General features: G+C 75.6%; 18 protein-coding genes, 2 pseudogenes and 1 riboswitch. Of the genes and pseudogenes, 16 read left to right on the top strand and 4 right to left on the bottom strand.

The features are described 5' to 3' along the window. Positions 1-2 precede the first annotated feature (2 nt). Positions 3-347 carry a hypothetical protein gene (locus ACQP2H_RS17040; RefSeq protein ID WP_219462471.1) on the bottom strand — a complete coding sequence of 115 codons (345 nt, stop codon included), beginning with the start codon at positions 345-347 and terminating at the stop codon, positions 3-5. Positions 348-447: 100 nt separating this feature from the next. Continuing rightward, positions 448-1,254: an LppM family (lipo)protein gene (locus ACQP2H_RS17035; protein ID WP_357536773.1), complete on the bottom strand. Its 807-nt coding sequence runs from the start codon at positions 1,252-1,254 to the stop codon at positions 448-450. A gap of 531 nt (positions 1,255-1,785) precedes the next feature. Between ACQP2H_RS17035 and ACQP2H_RS17030 the strand changes: the two genes are divergently transcribed. From ACQP2H_RS17030 to ACQP2H_RS16960, 15 genes and pseudogenes are all read left to right on the top strand, one after another. After that, positions 1,786-3,027 carry an MFS transporter gene (locus ACQP2H_RS17030; protein WP_219462470.1) on the top strand — a complete coding sequence of 414 codons (1,242 nt, stop codon included), beginning with the start codon at positions 1,786-1,788 and terminating at the stop codon, positions 3,025-3,027. Between the two features lie 73 nt (positions 3,028-3,100). Next, positions 3,101-3,994, top strand: coding sequence for an aldo/keto reductase (locus tag ACQP2H_RS17025; protein ID WP_208566534.1), 894 nt, complete (start codon positions 3,101-3,103; stop codon positions 3,992-3,994). Positions 3,995-4,125: 131 nt separating this feature from the next. After that, on the top strand, positions 4,126-4,461 hold the full coding sequence (locus ACQP2H_RS17020; RefSeq protein ID WP_219462468.1) for a hypothetical protein: 336 nt from the start codon (positions 4,126-4,128) through the stop codon (positions 4,459-4,461). A 701-nt stretch (positions 4,462-5,162) separates the two neighbouring features. Continuing rightward, a riboswitch (cobalamin riboswitch) is annotated at positions 5,163-5,292 on the top strand. 308 nt (positions 5,293-5,600) lie between these two features. Then, entirely contained in the window at positions 5,601-9,344 is a 3,744-nt protein-coding gene (gene cobN, locus ACQP2H_RS17015) for a cobaltochelatase subunit CobN (RefSeq protein WP_433228012.1), read from the top strand. Next, positions 9,341-11,691 (top strand): annotated as a pseudogene (locus tag ACQP2H_RS17010) (VWA domain-containing protein). Before cobN ends, ACQP2H_RS17010 begins: the two are co-directional and overlap by 4 nt. Further along, positions 11,691-12,302 (top strand): cob(I)yrinic acid a,c-diamide adenosyltransferase, encoded by a 612-nt coding sequence (gene cobO / locus ACQP2H_RS17005; RefSeq protein WP_219462465.1) that lies wholly within the window; start codon positions 11,691-11,693, stop codon positions 12,300-12,302. Before ACQP2H_RS17010 ends, cobO begins: the two are co-directional and overlap by 1 nt. 125 nt (positions 12,303-12,427) lie before the next feature. Further along, entirely contained in the window at positions 12,428-13,765 is a 1,338-nt protein-coding gene (locus ACQP2H_RS17000) for a cobyrinate a,c-diamide synthase (protein WP_357536826.1), read from the top strand. Positions 13,766-13,886: 121 nt separating this feature from the next. Beyond that, complete coding sequence (cobI, locus tag ACQP2H_RS16995; RefSeq protein WP_357536825.1) at positions 13,887-14,621, top strand: precorrin-2 C(20)-methyltransferase; 735 nt, start codon at positions 13,887-13,889, stop codon at positions 14,619-14,621. Beyond that, positions 14,618-15,448: a precorrin-4 C(11)-methyltransferase gene (cobM, locus tag ACQP2H_RS16990; RefSeq protein WP_208566531.1), complete on the top strand. Its 831-nt coding sequence runs from the start codon at positions 14,618-14,620 to the stop codon at positions 15,446-15,448. The genes cobI and cobM overlap by 4 nt, the downstream gene beginning before the upstream one ends. Further along, positions 15,445-16,596, top strand: a complete 1,152-nt coding sequence (locus ACQP2H_RS16985; protein ID WP_219462461.1) for a cobalt-precorrin-5B (C(1))-methyltransferase — start codon at positions 15,445-15,447, stop codon at positions 16,594-16,596. Before cobM ends, ACQP2H_RS16985 begins: the two co-directional genes overlap by 4 nt. 77 nt (positions 16,597-16,673) lie before the next feature. Then, complete coding sequence (gene cbiE, locus ACQP2H_RS16980; RefSeq protein WP_433233567.1) at positions 16,674-17,975, top strand: precorrin-6y C5,15-methyltransferase (decarboxylating) subunit CbiE; 1,302 nt, start codon at positions 16,674-16,676, stop codon at positions 17,973-17,975. A 5-nt stretch (positions 17,976-17,980) separates the two neighbouring features. Beyond that, complete coding sequence (gene cobJ, locus ACQP2H_RS16975) at positions 17,981-19,735, top strand: precorrin-3B C(17)-methyltransferase (protein ID WP_433233565.1); 1,755 nt, start codon at positions 17,981-17,983, stop codon at positions 19,733-19,735. Between the two features lie 47 nt (positions 19,736-19,782). Then, positions 19,783-20,010, top strand: coding sequence for a DUF362 domain-containing protein (locus tag ACQP2H_RS16970; protein WP_219462459.1), 228 nt, complete (start codon positions 19,783-19,785; stop codon positions 20,008-20,010). Between the two features lie 46 nt (positions 20,011-20,056). Next, entirely contained in the window at positions 20,057-20,650 is a 594-nt protein-coding gene (locus ACQP2H_RS16965; protein WP_219462457.1) for a precorrin-8X methylmutase, read from the top strand. After that, positions 20,647-21,531, top strand: a pseudogene (locus ACQP2H_RS16960) (sirohydrochlorin chelatase); the annotation flags it as partial. The gene ACQP2H_RS16965 and the pseudogene ACQP2H_RS16960, both read left to right, overlap by 4 nt. 171 nt (positions 21,532-21,702) lie before the next feature. Here ACQP2H_RS16960 and crcB read toward each other — a convergent pair. Together crcB and ACQP2H_RS16950 are read right to left on the bottom strand one after the other, a co-directional pair. Next, a complete protein-coding gene (crcB, locus tag ACQP2H_RS16955; RefSeq protein ID WP_219462456.1) occupies positions 21,703-22,065 on the bottom strand; it encodes a fluoride efflux transporter CrcB in 363 nt (120 codons plus the stop codon). Next, positions 22,062-22,580: a fluoride efflux transporter FluC gene (locus tag ACQP2H_RS16950; protein ID WP_357536766.1), complete on the bottom strand. Its 519-nt coding sequence runs from the start codon at positions 22,578-22,580 to the stop codon at positions 22,062-22,064. The genes crcB and ACQP2H_RS16950 overlap by 4 nt, the downstream gene beginning before the upstream one ends. 449 nt (positions 22,581-23,029) lie before the next feature. On the opposite strand from ACQP2H_RS16950, the gene paaI reads away from it, so the two are divergent. Further along, positions 23,030-23,410, top strand: a complete 381-nt coding sequence (gene paaI, locus ACQP2H_RS16945) for a hydroxyphenylacetyl-CoA thioesterase PaaI (RefSeq protein WP_255598210.1) — start codon at positions 23,030-23,032, stop codon at positions 23,408-23,410. Positions 23,411-23,549 lie beyond the last annotated feature (139 nt).

The raw sequence follows: 23,549 nt of genomic DNA, 5'->3' as shown, positions 1-23,549 counted from the left end.
GCTCAGACCCAGGAACGGACGAAGCGGGGCTCGCGCCCCTGGGCGAGCTGGCCGGCCGACGCCTGGGTCGGCTGCCGGTTGCCGGGCGGCAGCTGGTTGACGCCCAGCGCGGCGGAGAAGATGACCAGGCCGTTGAAGAACGCGATCAGCCACTTCTCGCCGCCGGCCCCGGTGGCGAACGCCGCGGTGGCGTACGACAGGGTCAGCGCGACGCCCAGGGCGATCCACTTGCGGGCCTTGTCGCTGTTCGGGCCGATCAGTCCGCCGACGACGTTGGCGGTGAGCAGGGTGGCGGCGCTGGCGCCGGCCACACTGCCGAGAGCGGCCCAGGTGAAGAGATCGTTCACGGCGATCTCCCTTCGAGTGGTGCGGGGAGGGTAGGTGCGGGTGGTGAGGTGCGACGGCCGGTGGGGCGGGCCGCCCGGGTGCCGTGGTGGTGTGCCGGGGTCAGACCGGCCCCGGACGATCGGTCGGTGCGGCCCCGTCCGTGGTGCCGGTCGGGCCCGGCGGGGTGGACGGGACGGTGGTGGCACGGGCGCGGCGGCGCAGCAGCACGGTGACCACCCCACCGGCCAGCAGCAGGAGCAGGACCGCACCGGCCACCAGCAGCCAGGGGAAGGAACCCGGGTCGTCGTCGCCGGCGGCGGCGACCGGGGTGGCCGACGGGGTCGGCCGGGGCGGGGCCTCGGCGATCGCCCGTAGCTCGGCCGGCTTGGGCTGGTTGGCCACGACCTTCCAGCTGACCGAGCGCCCGCTGAGGGTGCCGTTGGTGTCGATCACCCGCCCGGGAAAGGTCACGGATATCTCGAACGACATCAGCTGCATGAACGCCTGCTGGTTCTGTGGATTCTGCTCGGCCACTTTTCCGCCGTATTTCTTGGGATCGAGCGGCAGGCTGAAACGATAGAGATCACCGTCGCGGACAAGATTCACACTCTCGCTGGTGAAATCCTTCAACGGGGTGTGCCGATAGGTGATCTGCGCGCCGTAGTAACGCTCGTCCTGGTAGACGGTCTCCTCGCCGACGGGGAGGCTGGGAATGTTCTCCCGCAGTTCGGCGTAGGCCACCGCGATGTTCTTGTTGCGGTTGCTGAGCACGGACCTGTCCGCGGTCAACAGGAGTTGCCCGTCGATGGTGTCGTCGGCGTTGACGGTCAGGCCGAGGTTGAGTTGCATGCAGCCGGCGAGCGACGCCACCAGGGCGAGGCACGCCACCGCCCGTACCGCCCGGCCGCGCCAGAGTCCGGTTGTCATGGTCACATTGTGTGTGATCCACTTCACAGTCGGCAGTCCTAGATCGGTCATCCGCCTGTCTCCGATCTTACCGGAATGCCCAACTGTTCGGACAGTACGGAAATGGTGAAAGGCAGATATCCTGGACGGTTGACCACCATTGTCGACACTATCCGCTCCGTTTCCGCGCGCACCGGATCCGCATCGAACCCCGACGGCACCAACCCGAAACAACCGACCCTCCCACTCCCACTCCCACCCCCTACCCCCGTCCCCGCCCCCTTGGGTCCGTACCCCGCTTGGTGATCAAGAGGTTTGCGTCAGAAAATCCTCGGCAGGTGACGCAAACCTCTTGATCACCGGGGAAAGCCGGGGGCGGGGGCGTTGAGTGGGAGGGGTGGGGGGTGGGGTGGGGGTGGGGGCGTCGGGGCAGTGGGCTGCGGTAAGGGGCACATCGTGCTTGTGGCCGTGACGAAACCGGTGTGAGATCTCCGGTGAGGACCGTCGTGCCCACCCCGGGGACGGGCCCCCGGCCGAAGGGACCGCACTGCCGTGAACGCCGCCACCGAGCCCCGTACCGTCGCGCCCCGGGTGGTGCGGGCCGCCCGTACCGGAGTCGCGGTGGTCTTCGCCCTCAACGGCCTCGCCGTGGCCAGCTGGTTCTCCCGGGTCCCGGCGGTCCGCGACGCGCTTGGCCTCAGCGCCGGCCGGCTCGGCCTGCTGCTGCTGGCCATGTCCGGCGGCGCGGTGCTGGCGCTGACCAGCGCCGGCCTGGTGACCCAGCGGCTCGGCCCGGCCCGCACCGTCGTCGCCTCCACCGTGCTGGTCGCGGTCGGGCTGGCCGGGGTGGGCGTCGCCACCCCGCTCGGCTCGCTGCCCGGCGTCGCGGTCGGCCTGTTCGCCCTCGGCTACGGCTCCGGCACCTGCGACGTGGGCATGAACGTCGAGGGCGCGGCGGTGGAGAAACGGCTGGGCCGCACCATCCTGCCCCGCTTCCACGCCGCCTGGAGCCTCGGCTCGGTGGCCGGTGCCGGGCTGGGCGCGGGTGCGGCCCGGCTCGGTGTGCCGATCACCGTCCACCTGGCGGTGCTGGCGGCGGTGGTGCTCGGCGGCACCCTGCTCGGGGCGCGGAACTTCCTGCCCGCCCTGCCCGCCTCCACCGCGGACGGTGCCGCGTCGGCCCGCCGGGGTGGCCTGCTCGCGGCCTGGCGGGAGCCGCGCACCCTGCTCATCGGCGCACTGGTGCTGGTGATGGCGTTCACCGAGGGCAGCGCCAACGACTGGCTGGCGGTCGCCTTCGTCGACGGCTACGGGGTCAGCGAGGCCGCCGGGGCAGCCGTCTTCGGGGTCTTCGTCGCCGGCATGACCATCGGCCGGACCGTCGGCACCGTGGCCATCGACCGCTGGGGCCGGGTGCCGGTGCTGATCGGCACGATCCTGCTGGCCGCCGCCGGCTCGCTGCTGGCGGTGCTGGCCGGCTCCGGCCCGCTGGCAGTCGTCGGGGTGGTCCTCTGGGGGCTCGGCGCGTCGCTCGGCTTCCCGGTCGGGATGAGCGCCGCCGCCGACGACGAGGAGCACGCCCCCGCCCGGGTCAGCGTCGTCGCGGTGATCGGTTACACGTCGTTCCTGGCCAGCCCGCCGCTGCTGGGCCTGCTCGGTGACCACGTCGGCATCCTGCATGCCCTGCTGGTGGTGCCGGTGCTGCTGATCCCGACGCTGGCCCTGGTGCCGGCGACTCGTCCACCGGCCGGCGTCGGGCCGTCGGAACACACCGCCCCAGTACAGAAAAACTAACAGTTCCCGGCCCGCACCGGTATCGGGTGCGCGGCCGTTACGACGGGTCGTCGCCGCTGGCTAGGGTCGCCGGATGCCAACTGAGATCACCGCCGCAGCGGCGGGCCGCTGGACCCTGGGCGACCGCACCGTGCACCGGATGGGCTTCGGCTCGATGCGGCTCACCGCCCACCCCGACCGGGACCGGGCGCTGCGCGTCCTGCGCCGGGCCGTCGAACTGGGCGTCGACCACATCGACACCGCCGCGTTCTACGTCTCACCGGGCGGCACCCTGAAGGTCGGCACCGGCCCCGCCCGGTACGCCACCGAACTGATCCGTGCCGCCCTCGCCCCGTACCCGGAAGGGCTGGTCATCGCCACCAAGGTCGGCTTCCGGGCCGACCCGACGACCGGCACGCGCGAGGAGGCCAGCCCGGCGCAGCTGCGCGCCCAGGTGGAGGAGAACCTGCGTCGGCTCGGCCGCGACCACCTCGACCTGGTCAACCTGCGGATCGTCAAGCGGCCCGCGCCGGACTCCGTGGCCGAACGCTTCGGTGCGCTGGCCGAGCTGCGCGACGCCGGTCTGATCCGGCACCTGGGCCTGTCCAACGTCCGCGTCGACCACCTCGACGAGGCGCAGACCATCGCCCCGGTGGTCTGCGTGCAGAACAACTACGCCCTGGACAACCGCGGCGACCAGGACGCCATGGTCCGCGAGTGCGGTGCCCGGGGGATCGCCTACGTGCCGTTCTTCTCCCTGACCGGCGTCAACCGCGAAGGCGGGGCACGTACCGACCACGACGCGGCCGTACGCGCCGTCGCCCGCGCCCACGACGCCACCCCGCAGCAGGTACGCCTCGCCTGGACGCTGCACCAGGGCCCGCACGTGCTGGCCATCCCCGGTACCGGTGACCCGGCCCACCTCGCCGAGAACGTCGCAGCCGCCGCGCTGCGACTCACCCCCGACGAGCTGGCCGCCCTGGGCTGAACGGTCCCGGGCGTGGCGCGTACGCCCTGGGGCGTCGAGGTCTGCCCCGTCCAGCCGGTTGTCACCGGGCTCGCAGCGCCCTGCCAGGCAGGGGTGTTCCACTGGAGGGACGCCGAGGAGAGGACGGGCAGATGGGCTGGTTCAGCCGACGGACCCGGGCTGACGAGGGCATCCCGACCAAGCTCGATCGGGAGGCCACCCGGGACGACCTGACCGCGTTGGCGGACTTCGTGGCCGCCCACCGGGGGGTGGAGTTCTATCTCGAACCCGAGACGACCGCCACCGACACCACAGTGGTGGCGATCGCGCACGACGGGGAGTGGATCCGCCGCCGCACCGGCTCCCCACGTACGGCGGCGAAGCTGGCCCACCGGCACGCGGTGCCCCTCTACGAGGCGGCGAAGACCGGATACCCGGAGCGGATGCGGGCCTGGAACCGGACCCACCCCGAGCGTCGCCTCCGCTGACCCCTCAGCCGCTGCGTAGAGGGTGGCCGGGGGTCTGCGGGGTGGGTGTCTGTGGGGGCGGGCCGTGGGGTGCGGCCGTGGTGGTGGGCGCGGCCGTTGGCCGCGCCAGCGGCTGCGGGCCAGGGGTGTGGGTATGTCGTCGCGGGCCCTTTCGAGCTGATGACGGTGACGGATCGGTCCCCCCGGGTGGGACGGCCCGGCCCGGCTCGGCCCGACGCCCGTCCGGTCGGGTCGGACCGTGCCGACCCCGAGTCGTTGACGTCATCAGCTCGACAGCGTGCGAGAGAGGTGTTCCGACCGCCAGGGACGGTCGGCCCCGGGACAGGTCGGCCCCGGGACGGGTCGGCCCCGGGACGGGTCGGCCCCGGGACGGGTCGGCCCCGGGACGGGTCGGCCCCGGGACGGGTCGGCCCCGGGACGGGTCGGCCCCGGGACGGGTGCCTCGATCGGCTCCGCCCCGGCTGGTGGCGGCCGGCGGAACTCCCTGAGGCGGGTTGCGGGTCGCCTCGGAGGATCTGCGGGTGCGCCGCACGGGGCGGCTGCGGGTCGGCCGTCGGGCGGGGCCGGACCCACCCGTGGGATGCGCGGGGCGGGCGGCTGCCGGCCTCGCCACAGGGGTCGATCGGTGCCGTCGCGGGGCCGGTGGCCACCGTTGACCTCGGGGTGAGGAGTATGGCAGCATTCGCGGCCTGACGGCAGTGAAGGAAGTCGGTGCGATTCCGACGCGGTCCCGCCACTGTCACCGGGGAGCGATCCCCCCTCGTGAGTCACGACCGTGCGTGCACGGTTGGAAGGCCGGGGGTGAGCGTCGATCCGGGAGCCAGGATACTTCGGCCGTCGGAGAACCCCAGGGCGTGGACACCCGAGGAGGACCCGATGACGCACAGCGTCACTGCCGACCCCATCACGGTCGGTGATTTCTGCATCACCGTCGAGCCCGCGCCGCCGCGTGCTCCCACCTCTCCCACCGTCGCCGGCCGCCGCCGGGGCGGTCGGCCTGCCACGTACCGCTGACGGCCGGTCCGGGTACCCCGCCGCAGGCGGGTGCGTCGTACCTCCGCCGCCGCTGACCGGCGTCCCTCCCGCCCCGCTCGGCCCGGCCCTGTGGTCGAGCCGGACGTCACTCTCCGGAGCCGAACGTGCGCATTCTGCTGCTGTCCACCGCCGACACCGATCTGCTCGCCGCCCGGGCCAGCGCCGCCGACTACCGGCTCGCCAACCCCACCCGGGTCGACGTGGACGCCGTGCCGGCCCTGCTCGACGGGGTCGACCTGGCCGTCGTACGGCTGCTCGGTGGTCGGCAGGCGTGGCCGGACGGCCTCGCGGCGGTGCTCGGCTCCGGCGTCCCCACGATCGTGCTCGGCGGCGAGGCGGTGCCCGACGCGGAGCTGATGGCGGCCTCCACGGTGACCTCCGGGGTGGCCACCGAAGCCCTGTCCTACCTGGTCGAGGGGGGTGCGGCAAACCTCGCCCAGCTGGCCCGGTTCCTGTCCGACACGGTCCTGCTCACCGGTGAGGGCTTCGACCCGCCCACCCCCACCCCGCCGTACGGCATTCTCGACCGTCGACCCCCGACCGCCCCGGTCGACCCGACCGCCCCGATCGACCCGGCGGAACCGGCGGCCGGGCCGGCCGGGCGGCGGGCGGACGGCGACGGGCGGCCCACGGTGGGCATCGTGTTCTACCGGGCGCACGCGCTGGCCGGCAACACCGACTTCGTGCACACCCTGGTCGACGCGGTCGACGCGGCCGGGGGGAACCCGCTGCCGATCTACTGCGGATCGCTGCGCGGGCTCACCCCCGGCGCCGGGCCGCTGGACCTCTTCGCCCGCTGCGACGCGCTCGTCGTCACCGTCCTCGCCGCCGGGGGGACGGTCGCCGCCGACGCCTCCGGTGGCGGCGACGAGGACGCCTGGGACGTCGGCGCGCTCGCCGCCCTCGACGTGCCGGTGATCCAGGCGCTCTGCCTCACCAGCACCCGGGACCAGTGGGCCGGCAGCGACGCCGGACTGTCCCCGTTGGACGCGGCGATGCAGGTGGCGATCCCCGAGTTCGACGGCCGGATCGTCACCGTGCCGTTCTCGTTCAAACGCATCGACGCCGACGGGCTGTCGGTCTACGCCGCCGACGCCGAGCGGGCCGCCCGGGTCGCCGGGATCGCCGTCCGACAGGCCCGGCTGCGGCACCTGCCCCCCGCCGACAGGCGGCTGGCGATCGTGCTCAGCTCCTACCCGACGAAGCACTCCCGGGTCGGCAACGCCGTCGGCCTGGACACCCCCGCCTCGGCGGTACGCCTGCTCGCCGCCCTCGCCGCCGCCGGATACCACCTCGGTGACGCGCCCCCGCCCACCGACGGGGACGCCCTGATCCACGCACTGATCGCCGCCGGTGGTCACGACGTCGAGTGGCTCACCCCGCAACAGTTGTCCGCCGCCGAGGCCCGGGTGCCGGGGGAGACCTACCGGCGCTGGTTCGACCAGGTGCCGGCCGACCTGCGGGACCGGATGCGGGAACACTGGGGTGAGCCACCCGGCCAGCTCTACACCGACGACGGTGACATCGTCCTGGCCGGGCTGCGGTTCGGCAACGTCACCCTGCTGATCCAGCCGCCGCGCGGCTTCGGTGAGAACCCGATCGCCATCTACCACGACCCCGACCTGCCACCCAGCCACCACTACCTCGCCGCGTACCGGTGGTTGGCCGCGCCGGTCGCCGACGGCGGGTTCGGTGCCGACGCGGTGGTGCACCTCGGCAAACACGGCACCCTGGAATGGCTGCCCGGCAAGGGCCTCGGCCTGGCCGCCGACTGCGCCCCCGACGCCGTCCTCGGCGACCTGCCGCTGGTCTACCCGTTCATCGTCAACGACCCCGGCGAGGGCACCCAGGCCAAGCGGCGGGCGCACGCCGTCGTCGTCGACCACCTGGTGCCCCCGATGGCCCGCGCCGAGACCTACGGCGACCTGGCGAAACTCGAACAACTGCTGGACGAGTACGCCACCGTGCAGGCCCTCGACCCGGCGAAGGTGCCGGTGGTCCGGGGGCAGATCTGGGAGCTGGTGCGCGTCGCCGAACTGCACCACGACCTGCACACCGAGGCGATGCCCGACGCCGACGACTTCGACGACTTCGTGCTGCACCTCGACGGTTACCTGTGCGAGGTCAAGGACGTGCAGATCCGCGACGGGCTGCACATCCTGGCCGAGGTGCCCACCGGTGAGCCCCGGGTGAACCTCGTCCTCGCCGTGCTGCGCGCCCCCCAGGTGTGGGGCGGCGCCCAGGCCCTGCCCGGCCTGCGTCAGGCCCTCGCCGCCAGCTATGACCTCGACGAGCAGGCGCTGCTCGCCGAGCCCGGGGCGCGGGTGGCGGTGCCGGCGGCGCTGACCGACGTCGTCGACGGGCCGTCGGTCACCGCCGCCGACGCGGTGGACCTGATCGAAGGGCTGGCCCGGCGGCTCGTCCTCGGCATGGAGACCCTCGGTTGGGACCCCGCCCGGGTCGACGAGGTGGTCACCGAGGTGACCGGTGGGTCCTGCCCCGACGCCGCCGAGGTGCTGCGGTTCGCCGCCCGCGAGGTGGTGCCCCGGCTGGACCGCACCACCGACGAGATCACCCACACCCTCGGCGCGCTCGACGGCCGGTTCGTGCCCCCCGGTCCGTCCGGGTCGCCCACCCGGGGGCTGGTCAACGTGCTGCCCACGGGCCGCAACTTCTACTCCGTCGACCCGAAGGTGATCCCCAGCCGCAACGCCTGGGACGTCGGGGTCGCGCTGGCCGACTCGCTACTCGCCCGCTACCTCGCCGACACCGGCGAGTACCCGCGGTCGGTCGGGCTGACCGTGTGGGGCACCAGCGCCATGCGTACCCAGGGTGACGACATCGCCGAGGTGCTGGCCCTGCTCGGCTGCCGGCCGGTGTGGGACGACCGGTCGCGGCGGGTCACCGGCGTCGAGGTGGTGCCGGTGGCGGAACTGGGCCGGCCCCGGGTCGACGTCACGGTCCGCATCTCGGGTTTCTTCCGGGACGCGTTCCCGCACGTCGTCGCCCTCCTCGACGACGCGGTACGGCTGGTCGCCGCCCTCGACGAGCCGGCCGGGGACAACTACCTGCGCGCGCACGTGGCCGCCGACCTCGCCACCCACGGCGACGAGCGGCGGGCCACCGCCCGGATCTTCGGCTCCAAGCCCGGGGCGTACGGGGCGGGGCTGCTGCCGCTGATCGACGCCCGGAACTGGCGCACCGACGCCGACCTGGCCGAGGTGTACGCCGTCTGGGGTGGCTACGCCTACGGCCGGGGCCTGGACGGGCGGGAGGCGCGGGCCGACATGGAACGGTCCTTCGCCCGGATCGCGGTGGCGGCCAAGAACCAGGACACCCGCGAGCACGACATCGTCGACTCCGACGACTATTTCCAGTACCACGGTGGGATGGTGGCGATGGTGCGGCACCTGACCGGGGCCGCCCCGGCCGCCTATGTGGGCGACTCGGCGATGCCGCACGACGTGCGCACCCGCACCCTCGGCGAGGAGACCCGGCGGGTGTTCCGGGCCCGGGTGGTCAACCCGAAGTGGATCGCCGCGATGCGCCGGCACGGCTACAAGGGCGCGTTCGAGCTGGCCGCCACCGTGGACTACCTGTTCGGCTACGACGCCACCGCCGGTGTCGTCGACGACTGGATGTACGAGCGCCTCGCCGAGGCGTACCTGTTCGACGGGGAGACCCGGGAGTTCCTGGAACGGTCCAACCCGTGGGCGCTGCGCGGCATCACCGAGCGGTTGCTGGAGGCCGCCGACCGGGGCCTGTGGGCCGCGCCGGAGCCCGCCACCCTGGACCGGCTGCGGGAGACGTACCTGGCCACCGAGGGCGACCTGGAGGAAAAGCAGTGAGCGCGAGGAGTGAGCCGGGTTTGCGAGCCCCGCAGTCGCGAGCCGGAGCAGCACAGTGAGCGGGTTTCCCTTCTCGGCCGTGCTCGGGATGGACGACATGCGGTTGGCGTTGCTGCTCAACGCGGTCAGCCCGGCGATCGGCGGGGTGCTGGTGCGGGGCGAGAAGGGCACCGCCAAGTCGACCGCCGTGCGGGCCCTGGCCGCGCTGCTCCCGCCGGTGGACCGGGTCGCCGGGTGCCGGTTCGGCTGCGACCCGGCCGCCCCGGATCCGACCTGCCCGGACGGTCCGCACCCGGGCGTCGCCGGGCACGAGGACCCGGCCGCCGCGTCGGTCGAGCGCCGTCCGGCCCGGCTGGTGGAGTTGCCGGTCGGTGCCGCCGAGGACCGGGTGGTCGGCTCGTTGGACCTGGAGAAGGCCCTCGCCGAGGGGGTACGCGCCTTCGAGCCGGGCCTGCTCGCCGCCGCCCACCGGGGGGTGCTCTATGTCGACGAGGTGAACCTGCTCCACGATCACCTGGTCGACCTGCTGCTGGACGCCGCCGCGATGGGCCGTTGCCACGTCGAGCGGGAGGGTGTCTCGGTCAGCCACGCCGCCCGGTTCCTGCTGGTGGGCACGATGAACCCGGAGGAGGGTGAGCTGCGTCCGCAGTTGCTCGACCGGTTCGGGCTGACCGTCGAGGTGGCGGCCAGCCGGGACCCGGTCGTCCGGGTGGAGGTGGTGCGCCGCCGGCTCGCCGCCGACGCCGACCCGGCCGGGTTCGCCGCCCGCTGGGCCGCCGCCGACGCCGAGGTGGCCGCCCGGGTGGCTGCCGCCCGGGGGCGGCTCGACGCGGTGCTGCTGCCTGACGCCGCGTTGCGGCAGATCGCCGAGGTCTGCGCCGCGTTCGACGTGGACGGGATGCGCGCCGACATCGTCACCGCCCGGACCGCCGTGGCACACGCCGCCTGGCAGGGGCGGGACCGGGTGACCGCCGACGACGTGCGGGTCGCCGCCCGGTTGGCCCTGCCGCACCGGCGTCGTCGTGACCCGTTCGACACCCCCGGCCTGGACGAGAAACGCCTCGACGAGGCGTTGCAGCGGGCCCGCGACGAGCACCCCGACGACGATCCGCCGGATACCGGCCCGGCCGGTCCGGGTGACCCCGGCGGCCCGGACGGCGGTGGGCCGGGCGGCCCTTCGACGGGTGGCCCCGGCGGCGGGTCCGGTCCACAGCCACCCGACGACGCCGGTGGGCCGCAGGATGCCACCGGTGGGCCGCAGGACGCTGGTGGTCCGCTGGGCCACGACGACCACCCGCGCGCCCGGACCGGTCCGGCCTCCCCACAGTCCGGGGACGACCGGTGGCCGGACCGCATCGACGACGGCGGACCGGACGGCGACGACGGGCCGGACACCGGACACCGCGCCGACGGCCGGTCGGGACGCCCCGACGACGGGTCCGCCGAGCACACCGGTGCCCGTCCGGGGCGACCAGGCCAGGGCGGCACCGCGAACCCGGGTGACCCGGCGGGCGCCGGCTCGGTGGCCGTACCGCAGCGGGGGTTGACGGCCCGGTTGTTCACCGCACCGGGGGTGGGTGACGGGGTGCCCGGCCGGCGGTCGCGGGCCCGGACCGGGCGCGGGCGGACCACCGGCGCGCGGGTGCCCGCCGGCCGGCCGGCCACGGTGCACCTGCCGGCGACCCTGCGTGCCGCCGCCCCGCACCAGGCCCGGCGGGGCCGGTGCGGCGGGCGGTTGCTGCTGCGCCCCGACGACCTGCGGGAGGCGGTCCGGGAGGGCCGCGAGGGCAACCTGGTGCTGTTCGTGGTCGACGCCAGCGGGTCGATGGGCGCGCGGCAGCGGATGTCGGCGGTCAAGGGTGCGGTGCTGGCCCTGCTCACCGACGCCTACCAGCGTCGGGACACGGTGGCGGTGGTCGCCTTCCGGGGTTCCGGGGCGCAGGTGCTGCTCCCGGCCACCTCGTCGGTGCTGGCCGCGTCGGCGCGGCTGGCCGAGCTGCCCACCGGGGGGCGTACCCCGTTGGCGGAGGGATTGCTCGCCGCCGTCGACCTGCTGCGGGTGCAGCGGCTGCGGGACCCGCGCCGGCGTCCGCTGGTGCTGGTCGTCACCGACGGCCGGGCCACCGCCGGGCACCGGCCGCTGGACCGGTCGGCGCGCGCGGCGGCGGTGCTCGCCGCCACCGGCGCACCCTGCGTCGTGGTGGACTGTGAGTCCGGCCCGGTCCGGTTGCACCTGGCCCGCCGGCTGGCCGACCAGCTCGGCGCGGCCCACCACCGCCTGGACACGGTCACCGCCGACCCGCTGGCCGGGCTCGCCACCGTCGGAGCGAATCGGAGCGTGCGCTGATGCCGCAGGGAAAGCCGGAACACGTCCCCGCCGACGGGTTGACCACCCGGCAGCGGCGGCACCGTCCGCTGACCATCGTGCACACCGGGCAGATGAAGGGGAAGTCCACCGCCGCGTTCGGCCTGGCACTGCGGGCCTGGACCGCCGGGCTGCCGATCGGGGTGTTCCAGTTCGTCAAGAGCGCCAAGTGGCGGGTGGGTGAGGAGAACGCCTTCCGGGCCCTCGGCCAGGTGCACGCCGACACCGGGCAGGGCGCCCCGGTGGCCTGGCACAAGATGGGCGAGGGCTGGTCGTGGATCCAGCGCGGCGGCGAGGCCGACCACGCCGCCGACGCCCTGGAGGGCTGGCGGCAGATCCAGCGTGACCTGGCCGCGCAGCGCTACGGCCTGTACGTCCTGGACGAGTTCACCTACCCGATGAAGTGGGGTTGGGTGGACGTCGACGAGGTGGTCGACACCCTCACCCACCGGCCCGGCTTCCAACACGTGGTGATCACCGGCCGGGACGCCGACCCGCGCCTGGTCGAGGCGGCCGACCTGGTCGCCGAGCTGACCAAGGTCAAGCACCCGATGGACGCCGGTCAGAAGGGCCAGAAGGGCATCGAGTGGTGACCGGACCGACCCGCCGCACCGACCAGCGCCGCCCGCCGGGCAACGCGCCGACCGGTCACCCGGGCGGCCCCGCGCCGGGCGGGCCACCGTCGGCCGGGCCCGCCGCGCCGGTCGGCCCGTGGGCGCTGCCCCGGCTGGTGGTCGCCGCCCCGGCCAGCGGGCACGGCAAGACCACCGTCGCCACCGGGCTGCTCGCCGCGCTGCGCCGCCGGGGCCTCACGGTCAGCCCGCACAAGGTCGGCCCCGACTACATCGACCCCGGCTACCACGCGCTCGCCGCCGGCCGCCCCGGTCGCAACCTCGACCCGTGGCTGGTCGGGGAGGAGCTGATCGCCCCGCTGCTGCGGCACGGCGCGAGCGTCCCCACCCCCGCCGACGTCGCCGTGGTCGAGGGGGTGATGGGGCTGCACGACGGCGCGGTCGGCCGGGCCGGGTACGCCTCCACCGCCCACGTCGCCACGTTGATCGACGCGCCGGTGCTGCTGGTCCTGGACACCACCGCGCAGGGCCGCTCGGCCGCCGCGCTGGTCCTCGGCATGCGCGCCTTCGACCCGGCCGTACGGATCGGCGGGGTGGTCCTCAACCGGGTCGGTTCGCCCCGGCACGAGACCCTGCTGCGCGACGCGCTCGCCGAGGTGGGCGTACCGGTGCTGGGGGCGGTCACCCGGGCCGTCGAGGTGGCCGCGCCGGCCCGACACCTGGGGCTGGTGCCGGTCGCCGAACGGGCACCGGAGTCGCTGGCCGTCGTCGACGCGCTCGCCGGGCTCGTCGCGTCCACCGTCGACCTCGACGCGGTGCTCGACCTGGCCCGCAGCGCCCCACCGTTGACCGTGGACGCCTGGGACCCGGGCACCGCCGTCGGTGGCCCGGCCGGCGTGGACCGTCCGGTCGTCGCGGTCGCCGCCGGTGCCGCCTTCACCTTCTCGTACGCCGAGACCGCCGAACTGCTCACCGCCGCCGGGGCGACCGTGGCCCCGTTCGACCCGCTGGCCGACCCGGCCCTGCCCGCCGGCACCCGGGCCGTGGTCATCGGCGGCGGCTTCCCCGAGGTGCACGTCGAGGCGCTGAGCGACAACACCGGGCTCCGTGCCGAGCTGGCCGGCTTCGCCGGGCCGGTGGTCGCCGAGTGCGCCGGGCTGCTCTACCTCGGCCGCTCCCTGGACGGGGTGCCGATGTGCGGGCGGCTCGACCACCACGCCCGGATGTCCGGCCGGCTCACCCTCGGCTACCGCGACGCGGTCGCCGCCACCGAATCCCCGGTCCACCCCGCCGGTGAGCGGGTACGCGGCCACGAGTTCCACCGCACCGTCACCGACCCCGGGCACGGCGACCGGCCCGCCTGGCGCTGGGACGACACCGCCCACGGGTTCGTCACCGGGCAGGTGCACGCCTCGTACCTGCACACCCACTGGGCGGGTCACCCCCGGGCCGCCCGCCGACTGGTCGAGGCGGCGGCCCGGTGACCGACGCCGGGGCGGACCACCCGCCCGTCGCCGCCACTGACCGGGCCGCGCCGACCGGGCCGGACCGCCCGTCCGTCGTCGAGGGGGCACGGGCCGGGCCGCGCCGACCGGGCCGGTCACGCTGACCGGGGTGGGGGTCGGGCCGGGGGACCCGGAACTGCTCACCCTCAAGGCGGTCCGGGTGCTGGCCGAGGCCGACCTGGTGGTCGTACCGGTGCTGGACCGGCTGGCGGCGGACCCGGCGACGCCCCCCGGCCGGGCCGAGACGACGGTCCGCGCGCACGTGCCGGCGCACCGGCTGCGCCGGCTGCCGTTCGCCCTCGACGACCGGGGCGGGGTGACCGCCCGTCGGGAGGCCGCCTGGGACGCCGCGGCCCGTGCCGTGGTCGACGCGTTCGCCGCCGGGGCCCGGTCGGTCGCCTTCGCCACCATCGGCGACCCCAACGTCTACTCCACCTTCACCTACCTGGCCGACGGGGTCCGCGCGCTGCGGCCGGCGGTCGAGGTGCGGACCGTGCCCGGCGTCACCGCCATGCAGGAGTTGGCCGCGCGCAGTGGCGTCCCGCTGTGCCAGGGGCGGGAGCCGCTGACCCTGCTGCCGGCCACCGCTGGCCCGGCGCTGGTCGCCGACGCCCTCGCCGGGCCCGGCACCGTCGTGGTCTACAAGGGCTGGCGGCGGCACCGGGAACTCGTCGACGAGCTGCGCCGGCACGACCGGCTCGCCGATGCGGTGCTCGGCTGCGGCCTCGGCCTGCCCGACGAACGGATCGGGCCGGTCGGCCCGGACGACGAGCTGCCCTACCTGTCGACGCTGCTGGTCCCGGCCCGCCGGGACGGGCGGGGAGGAAAACTGTGACGTCCACCGGAAAGGTGTGGTTCGTGGGGGCCGGGCCCGGCGCCGCCGACCTGCTCACCCTGCGCGCCGCCCGGGTGATCGCCGACGCCGACGTGGTGATCTGGGCGGCCAGCCTGGTACACGCCGACGTGCTGGCCCACGCCCGCCCCGACGCCGAGATCGTCGACTCGTCGCAGCTGCCCATCGAGGGGGTGCTGCCGCTGTACCGGCGGGCCGCCGCCGACGGGCTCACCGTGGCCCGGATCCACTCGGGCGACCCGGCGCTGTGGGGTGCCGTGCAGGAGCAGCTCGACCTGTGCCGGGCCCTCGACCTGGCCGTGGAGATCGTCCCCGGGGTCTCCTCGTTTACCGCCGTCGCCGCGATCGTCGGCCGGGAGTTGACCATCCCCGAGGTGGCCCAGTCGGTGATCCTCACCCGGCTGGAGGGCGGCAAGACGCCGATGCCGGCGGGGGAGCGGGTCCGCGACTTCGCCCGGCACGGCACCACCATGGCGCTGTTCCTGTCCGCCGCCCGCGCCGGGCAGGCCCAGACCGAACTGCTCGCCGGCGGCTACCCGGCCGACACCCCGGTCGTGGTGGCCTACCAGGCGACCTGGCCGGACGAACTGGTGGTGCGGTGCGCCCTCGGCGACCTGGCGGCCACCGTCAAGGAACACCGGTTGTGGAAGCACACCCTGTTCCTGGTCGGGCCGGCACTCGCCGCCACCGGCACCCGGTCGCACCTCTACCACCCCGGGCACTTCCACACCTTCCGCCGGGCCGAGCCGGCCGCCCGCGCCGAGCTGCGCCGCTCCCGGGCCACCGCAGCGGAGGACGCGACACCGTGACCTACCCCGAGCCGCCGCTGCGCGAGCCGGACCTACCGCGTACCGCGAAGGTCCGGCCGGTGGCGTTGCGGACCGGCTGGACCACCGGCGCGTGCGCGACGGCGGCGGCGAAGGCGGCGGTGACCGCCCTGGTCACCGGCGTACCGCCGGGGGAGGTGGAGATCGGGCTGCCCGCCGGCCGGCGGGTGACCTTCGCGGTGGCCCGCTGCGACCTGACCGCCCGGCCCGAACCGACAGCGGAGGCGGTGGTGGTCAAGGACGCCGGGGACGACCCGGACGTCACCCACGGCGCGCACCTCACCGCCACCGTCGGCTGGCGACCCCGACCCGGCCTGGAACTCGCCGGTGGGGACGGCGTCGGCACCGTCACCCGCCCCGGGCTCGGCCTCGCCGTCGGCGGTCCGGCCATCAACGACACCCCCCGCCGGATGATCGGCCAGGCCGTCGCCGAGGTGGTCGACCTGACCGAGATGGGCGTACGGGTGGTGATCAGCGTGCCGGGCGGTGAGGTGATGGCCCGCAAGACCACCAACCGGCGGCTCGGCATCGTCGGCGGCATCTCGATCCTCGGCACCACCGGCGTCGTCCGGCCGTTCTCCACCGCCTCCTGGCGGGCCAGCGTGGTGCAGGCGGTGCACGTGATGGCCGCCCAGGGGCAGCGGACCGTGGTGCTGTGCACCGGTGGGCGCACCGAACGGGCCGCCCGCGCGCTGCTGCCGGAGCTGCCGGAGGTGTGTTTCGTCGAGGTCGGCGACTTCACCGGCGCGGCCGTCACCGCCGCCGTCGGTGACGCGATGACCGGGGTGGTCTTCGTCGGGATGGCCGGCAAGCTGGCCAAACTCGCCGCCGGGATCCTGATGACCCACTACACCCGGTCGAAGGTGGACCTGTCCCTGCTCGGCGCGGTCACCGCCGAGGCCGGCGGCGACGCCGACCTGGTGGCGGCGGTGGTGGCGGCCAACACCGGCCGGCACGCCTACGAGCTGTGGGAGGCCGCCGGGCTGCTGCGTCCCGCCGGTGACCTGCTCTGCGACCGGGTCCGTCAGGTGCTGCGCCGCTTCGCCGGGCCGGCGCTCACCGTCGACGTGGCGATGGTCGACTTCACCGGCGACCGCCTGGTCGCCTCGTCCGGCCGGTGGCCGGCGTGACGCGCCAGGAGCCGGTGCCTGGCGGGACCGGGCCGGAGTCGCTCGTCGGGGTGCCGGAGCCGGTCGTGGTGGTGGGGATGGACGCGGCCGGCCGGCCGTTGCCCCCGTCGGCGGTGGCCGCCCTGGCCGGGGCCGGGTTGGTCGTCGGGGCGGCCCGGCACCTGGCGGCCGTGCCGGTGCCGCCCGGCGTCGACACCGTCACCCTCGGCCCGCTCGCCCCGGCGCTGGACCGGCTCGCCGCCGCGCACGCCGCCGGGCAGCCGGCCGTCGTGCTGGCCAGCGGCGACCCCGGGTTCTTCGGCGTGGTACGCCGGCTGCGCGCCGCCGGACTGCCGGTCCGGGTGCTCCCGGCGGTGTCCAGTGTGGCCGCCGCCTTCGCCCGCGCCGGGCTCGACTGGGACGGTGCCGTGGTGGTCACCGCCCACGGCCGGGAGTTGGGTCCCGCGCTCAACGCCTGCCGGGCGTTGCCCGCCGTCGCCGTGCTCACCGCGCCGGACGCCGGGGCCGCCGAGATCGGGGCGGGTCTGGTCGGCTGGTCCCGCCGCCTGGTGGTCGCCGAGTACCTCGGTACCCCCGCCGAGCGGGTTACCTGGACCACCCCGCAGGAGGCCGCCACCCGGGCCTGGGCCGACCCGCACGTCCTGCTCAGCCTGGCCGCGACCGACGGTGACCCCGGGGCGCGGCCCGCCCGGCGTCCCGGCACCGCCGAGCGGGGCGAGGTCGCCGGCCGGTCGGGTGACACCGGCCCGGCCGGCGATGACGCTCCGGCCGGCGATGACGCTCCGGTCCGGGTCGGGCGGGTGCGGGCGGACAACCAGCTGGCTGCCGCACCCGCCGAGGGCTGGGCGCTGCCCGAGTCCGCGTACCGGCACCGGGACTCGATGATCACGAAGGCCGAGGTGCGGGCCCTGGCCGTCGCCCGGTTGCGGCCCCGGCTCGGTCGACTGGTCTGGGACGTCGGCGCGGGCAGCGGATCGGTGGGCATCGAGTGCGCGTTGCTCGGTGCGGCGGTGATCGCCGTGGAACGGGACCCGACGGCACCGGTCGCCGGCAACGCCGCCCGGCACGGCGTCGACGTCCGGGTGGTGACCGGTGACGCGCCGGCCGTCCTCGCCGGGTTGCCCGATCCGGATGCCGTCTTCGTCGGCGGCGGGGGGACCGACGTGCTGAGCGCCGTCGCCGACCGCCGCCCCGACCGGGTGGTGGTCACCCTCGCCGCCCTGGACCGAATCGCCCCGGCCGTGCACCTGCTGCGCCGCGCCGGCTACACGGTGACGGGCAGCCAGCTCACCGCCGCCCGCCTCGCCGACCTGCCCGGCGGATCCATCCGACTCGCGGCCACCAACCCGGTGGTCGTCCTCACCGGGGAGCGTCAGTGACCGGCATCGCAGCACACCGGCACCGGGACACGCCCGGCACCGGCCCGCACCGGATCGGACTCGTCGCGGCCACCGCCGCCGGTCGCCGACACGCCCGCACCCTGGCCGCCGCCTGGCCGCACGCCCGGCTCGTCGAGGCCGACGGGGTCGCCGACGCGCTGCGGACGGCCTGGACGGAGTACGACGCGGTGGTGGCGTTCCTGGCCACCGGCGCGGTGGTGCGGGTGCTGGCGCCACTGCTCGGGGACAAGCGCACCGACCCGGCGGTGGTGGTGGTCGACGAGACCGCCCGGCACGCCGTCGCCCTGCTCGGCGGCCACGCGGGGGGCGCGAACGCGCTCGCCGTCGAGGTGGCTGCGGTGCTCGACGCCCGGCCGGTGGTCACCACCGCCACCGACGCGGTCGACCTGCCCGGCCTGGACACCCTCGGCTGGCCGGTCGAGGGGGCGGTCGCTGCGGTGTCCCGGGCGATCCTCGACGGCGAACCGGTCCGGCTGGTCACCGACGCGGTGTGGCCACTACCCGCCCTGCCGCCGAACGTCCACCGTGAACCGCCCACCGGGGAACACCGGGCCGTCGGGCCCGATCTGGAGGGCGGGTACCGGGTGCTGGTCACCGACCGGGTCGTGCCGGTCGACGACCGTACCGTCGTGCTGCGGCCGCCGTCCCTGGTCGCCGGGGTGGGATCGAGCCGGGGGGTGCCCGCCGCCGAGGTCGAGGCGCTGCTGCGCCGGGCGCTCGCCGACGCCGGCTTGAGCCCGGCCAGCCTGAGCTGCCTGGCCAGCGTGGACGTGAAGGCCGACGAGGAGGGCATCCGGGCCACCGCCGACGCGCTGGGCGTACCGCTGCGGACCTGGCCGGCGGCGGAGCTGGCGACGGTCGACGTGCCGCACCCCAGCGAGGTGGTCCGGGCCGCCGTCGGCACGCCCAGCGTCGCCGAGGCGGCGGCGTTGCGCGGCGGTGGCACCCTGCTGGTGCCCAAGACCGCCTCGGCGATGGCCACCGTCGCGGTCGCCCGGCACGCCCCGCGCGGCCGGTTGGCGATCGTCGGCCTGGGCCCCGGCGCGGCCGACCTGCGTACCCCGCGCGCCGTCGCCGAGCTGCGCCGGGCCGCCGTGGTCGTCGGCCTAGACCAGTACGTCGACCAGGTCCGTGACCTGCTGCGGCCGGGCACCCGGGTGCTGGCCAGCGGGCTCGGCGCGGAGGAGGAACGGGCCCGCAGCGCCGTCGTCGAGGCCACCGCCGGGCAGGCCGTGGCGCTGGTCGGTTCCGGCGACGCCGGGGTGTACGCCATGGCCAGCCCCGCCCTGGAGTACGCCGACGAGCGGATCGACGTGGTCGGGGTGCCCGGGGTGACCGCCGCGCTGGCCGCCGCCGCCCTGCTCGGTGCGCCGATCGGCCACGACCACGTCTACCTGAGCCTGTCCGACCTGCACACCCCGTGGGCGGTGATCGAACGACGGGTCGCCGCAGCCGCCGAGGCGGACCTGGTGGCGCTGCTCTACAACCCGCGTAGCCGGGCCCGGGACTGGCAGCTCGGCGCGGTGCTGGCGACGTTCGCCGCGCACCGCCCGCCACAGACCCCGGTCGGGGTGGTACGCAACGCCAGCCGACCCGACGAGCGGGTGCACCTGGCCACCCTCGCCACCTTCGACCCGAGCGTGGTCGACATGTACGGCCTGGTGGTCGTGGGTAGTTCGCAGACCCGGCTGGTCGGTGGCCGGATGGTCACCCCCCGGGGTTACCGGTGGCGCGGATGACCCCCGAGGTGCCCCCGCCCGACCTGGTCGCCGTCGTCCCGCCCGCGGTGGATCCGCCGTTCACCGCAGCGGACGGCCCGGCCACGGCACCGGTGTCCATCGACGCCTGCCAGGGCTGCGGGGCCTGCCTGCTCACCTGCCCCACCCACGCGATCCGTCCGGTGCCCGGCGGCCTGACCGTCCGGGCCGACCGTTGCACCGGCTGCCTGGAGTGCGTGGAGGTCTGCCCGGTGGACGCCATCCGGACCGTCACCGACCGACGAGGAGCACCATGACCAGTACCCACCCGGCCCGCTGCCGGCCCGCCCCGGGAGGTGGCCGGTGAGCCGGGTCGTCCACCCCATCGAGCAGGAGTCGTACCGGATCCTGCGCGAGCGGGTCGACCTGGGCGGCCTGCCGCCGCTGACCCGGGCGGTCGTCGAGCGGGTGGTGCACGCCAGCGCCGACCTCGACTACGTCACCGACCTGGTCTGCGACGAGGTGGCGCTGGCCGATGGGCTGGCCGCACTGCGGGCCGGGGCGCCGATCGTCACCGACGTGGCGATGGTGGCCGCCGGGATCACCGGGGCCGGGCGGGAGATCGTCTGCCCGGTCGCCGACCCGGCCGCCGCCGCGCTGGCCCGGGAGACCGGCCTGACCCGGTCGGCGGCGGCCGTGCGGATCGCCCTGGACCGGGTCGGACCGGGGGCGGTCTGGGTGGTCGGCTGCGCGCCGACGGCCCTGGTCGAACTGATCGGCGTGGCCGCCGACCCGGCGCTGGTGGTCGGGTTGCCGGTCGGCTTCGTGGGGGCCGCCGAGTCCAAGGCGGCGTTGCGGGCCAGTGGCCTGCCCGCCGTGTCCAACATCGGCGAGAAGGGTGGCTCGGCGGTCGCCGCCGCCGCCCTCAACGCCCTGCTCTACCTGGAGGAAACATGACCGCTCTGGTCATCGTCGGACACGGCACGCGCAGCGCGGCCGGGGTCGACCAGTTCGCCGCGCTCGTCGACCGGGTCCGGGACCGGGCGGGGGCCGTCGTCGGCGACGTCGAGGGCGGCTTCATCGAGCTGTCCCGGCCGCCGCTGACCGACGCGGTGACCGCGCTGGTCGCGAAGGGTCACCGGGCGCTGGTCGCGTTGCCGCTGGTGCTCACCGCCGCCGGCCACGGCAAGGGCGACATCCCGGCCGCGATGGCCCGCGAGCAGGAACGCCACGCCGGCCTGACCTACCGGTACGGGCGACCGCTCGGCCCGCACCCGCTGCTGCACACCGTGCTGGAGCAGCGGATCGACGCGGCACTGGCCGGGGCCGACCGGGCCGGCACCTGGGTGGCGTTGATCGGGCGGGGCGCCACCGACCCGGACGCCAACGCCGAGGTGGCGAAGGTGGCCCGGCTGCTGTGGGAGGGGCGCGGCTACGCCGGGGTCGAACCGGGGTTCATCTCGCTGGCCGAGCCGTCCGTGCCGGCGGTGCTCGACCGGTTACGCCGCCTCGGTGCCCGCCGGATCGTGGTCGCGCCGTACTTCCTGTTCGCCGGGGTGCTGCCGGACCGGATCGTGGCGCAGTCGCAGGCGTACGCCGCCGACCATCCCGAGCTCGACATCCGGGTCGCGGACCTGATCGGTGACTGCGACGCCTTGGCCGACCTGGTGCTGGAGCGGTACGCCGAGGCGCTGCGCGGGGACATCCGGATGAACTGCGACACCTGTGCCTACCGGGTGCTGATGCCGGGGTTCGCCGACAAGGTGGGCCGCCCGCAGACCCCCCACGACCACCCTGACGACCCGGTCGACGGCCACGGCCACCATCATCACCACCATGGGCACGCCCACGGCCACCACACCCACGACGACGCCCACACCCACGACGACGCCCACACCCACGACGACGCCCACACCCACGACGACGCCCACACCCACGACGACGCCCACGACCACGGTCAGCGGCAGGCCGCGCCGGACGCGACCCCGGTCCGCTGAGGGTGCCCGCGGTCAGCCGGCGAGCGCTCGGGCCAGGGCGAAACCGAGGGTCGCCGCGCCCAACCCGGCGACCACGCTGACCAGGGCGTTGGCCACCGCGTGCCACCGGTCGCCGGCTCGGGCCAGCCGGACGGTCTCGTAGCCGAACGTCGACCAGGTGGTCAGTGCGCCGCAGAAGCCGGTGCCGACCAGCGCGGTCACGGCGGGCCCGGCGGGCATCCCGACCACCGCGCCGAGCAGCAGCGAACCGGCGACGTTGACGGTCAGCGTCCCCCACGGGAAGCGGGAGTCGTGCCGGGCCTGCACGGCCCGGTCGGTGAGGTAGCGCAGCGGCGCACCCAGCGCCGCGCCGAGCGCGATCAGCAACACGGTCACCGGGGAACCTCCCCGTCCACCCGACCCGCTCCCGGCGGTCCGGCCCGGCCCGGCCCCCGCGCCAGCAGGCGGGTGGCCAGGGCGTCACCGGCGGCGACCGCCAGCAGCCCGCCGACCAGGGTGGCGGCCAGGTAGGCCAACGCCGTCGGGGCGGCCCCGGCGTCCAGCGCCCGGTGCACGTCGACCACGTAGGCGGAGAAGGTGGTGAAACCGCCGAGCACGCCGACCCCCAGGAACGGCCGGACCAGCGGGCCGACCCGACGCCGGCCGAGCACCGCCATCAGCGCGCCGATCAGCAGGCAACCGGTGACGTTCACGGCGAAGGTGGACCAGGGGAATCCGGTCGGGGTGTGCGGCAGGGCGGCCTGCACCCCGGCGCGGGCCAGCGCCCCGAGGACCCCGCCGACGGCGATCGCACCCAGCACGGTCGCCGGCCGCGCGGTCAGCTCGCTCCGGTCGGCCGGCACGCGCAGGTCGACGTCGGGATCGACGCGACGCGGTACCCCCTGCGTCATCAGGACCTCCCCACCAGCACCCGGACCACTGGCAGGGACCGTTGGCGTCTCCGACGCGGTTCTCCCGGTCCGACCGGGACGGCGGGCCCCACCGCCGACACGTCCGTGAGCATAGCCCGACCGGCCGGCCCCCACCGCGAAAGCAGGCGGAGGCCGGGGGCCACCCCCCGCCGCCACGTCTGCGTGGCGACCGACCCGTCCGCGTACGGTCGGCAGCGGCAGCCGGTAGCCCGTGCCGGCCGCCGCTGCCGTGACCCCAGGAGGAACCCGTGCCGGACCGCAGCCCACCCCCCAGCGCACCCGCCCCGACCGGGGGGACCGACGGCGACAGCACTGGCCGGGTGTCGCGTGGCGATGGTGCCGAGGGGGTGCCGCGCGGCGACAGCACCGGTCGGGTGCCCGGGCGGGTACCGCGTGGCGATGGTGCCGGGCGGACGGCCGCCCACGACATGTTCGACGCCGACGTGGCCTCCCGGGGGCTCGGCATCGAGCTGGTCTCGGCCGGGGACGGCGTGGCGGTGGCCCGGATGCGGGTGACCGCCGGGATGCTCAACGGGCACCGGATCGGCCACGGCGGTTTCGTCTTCCTGCTCGCCGACACCGCCTTCGCGCTGGCCTGCAACACCCACGGCCCGGCCACCGTCGCGGCCGGCGGCGAGATCAGTTTCCTGCGCCCGGTCCGCGAGGGCGACCTGCTGACCGCGTACGCCACCGAACGCGTCAGGTACGGCCGCAGCGGCATCTACGACGTCACCGTGACCCGGGGCGACGAGGTGGTGGCCGAGTTCCGGGGGCGCAGCCGCACCCTCGCCCGACCCGCCGACGACTGACCGGCAGCCCAGGGTTTGACAGGTCCACAGTGGGTAACAGGGTGGTCCGTGGTGCACCCTCCACGGGTGACGGCCCGGCCTCTCGGCGCGGTGCGACCGGTTCGTGGCCGAGGGTGCCGCAGTCCTCTCCGGACGGTCA

This window comes from Micromonospora sp. CA-248260 (genome assembly GCF_050942205.1).
Taxonomy (GTDB): domain Bacteria; phylum Actinomycetota; class Actinomycetes; order Mycobacteriales; family Micromonosporaceae; genus Micromonospora; species Micromonospora antibiotica.
The sequence above is the reverse complement of the archived record's forward strand: the minus strand, read 5'-3'. Positions and strand labels throughout refer to the sequence as shown.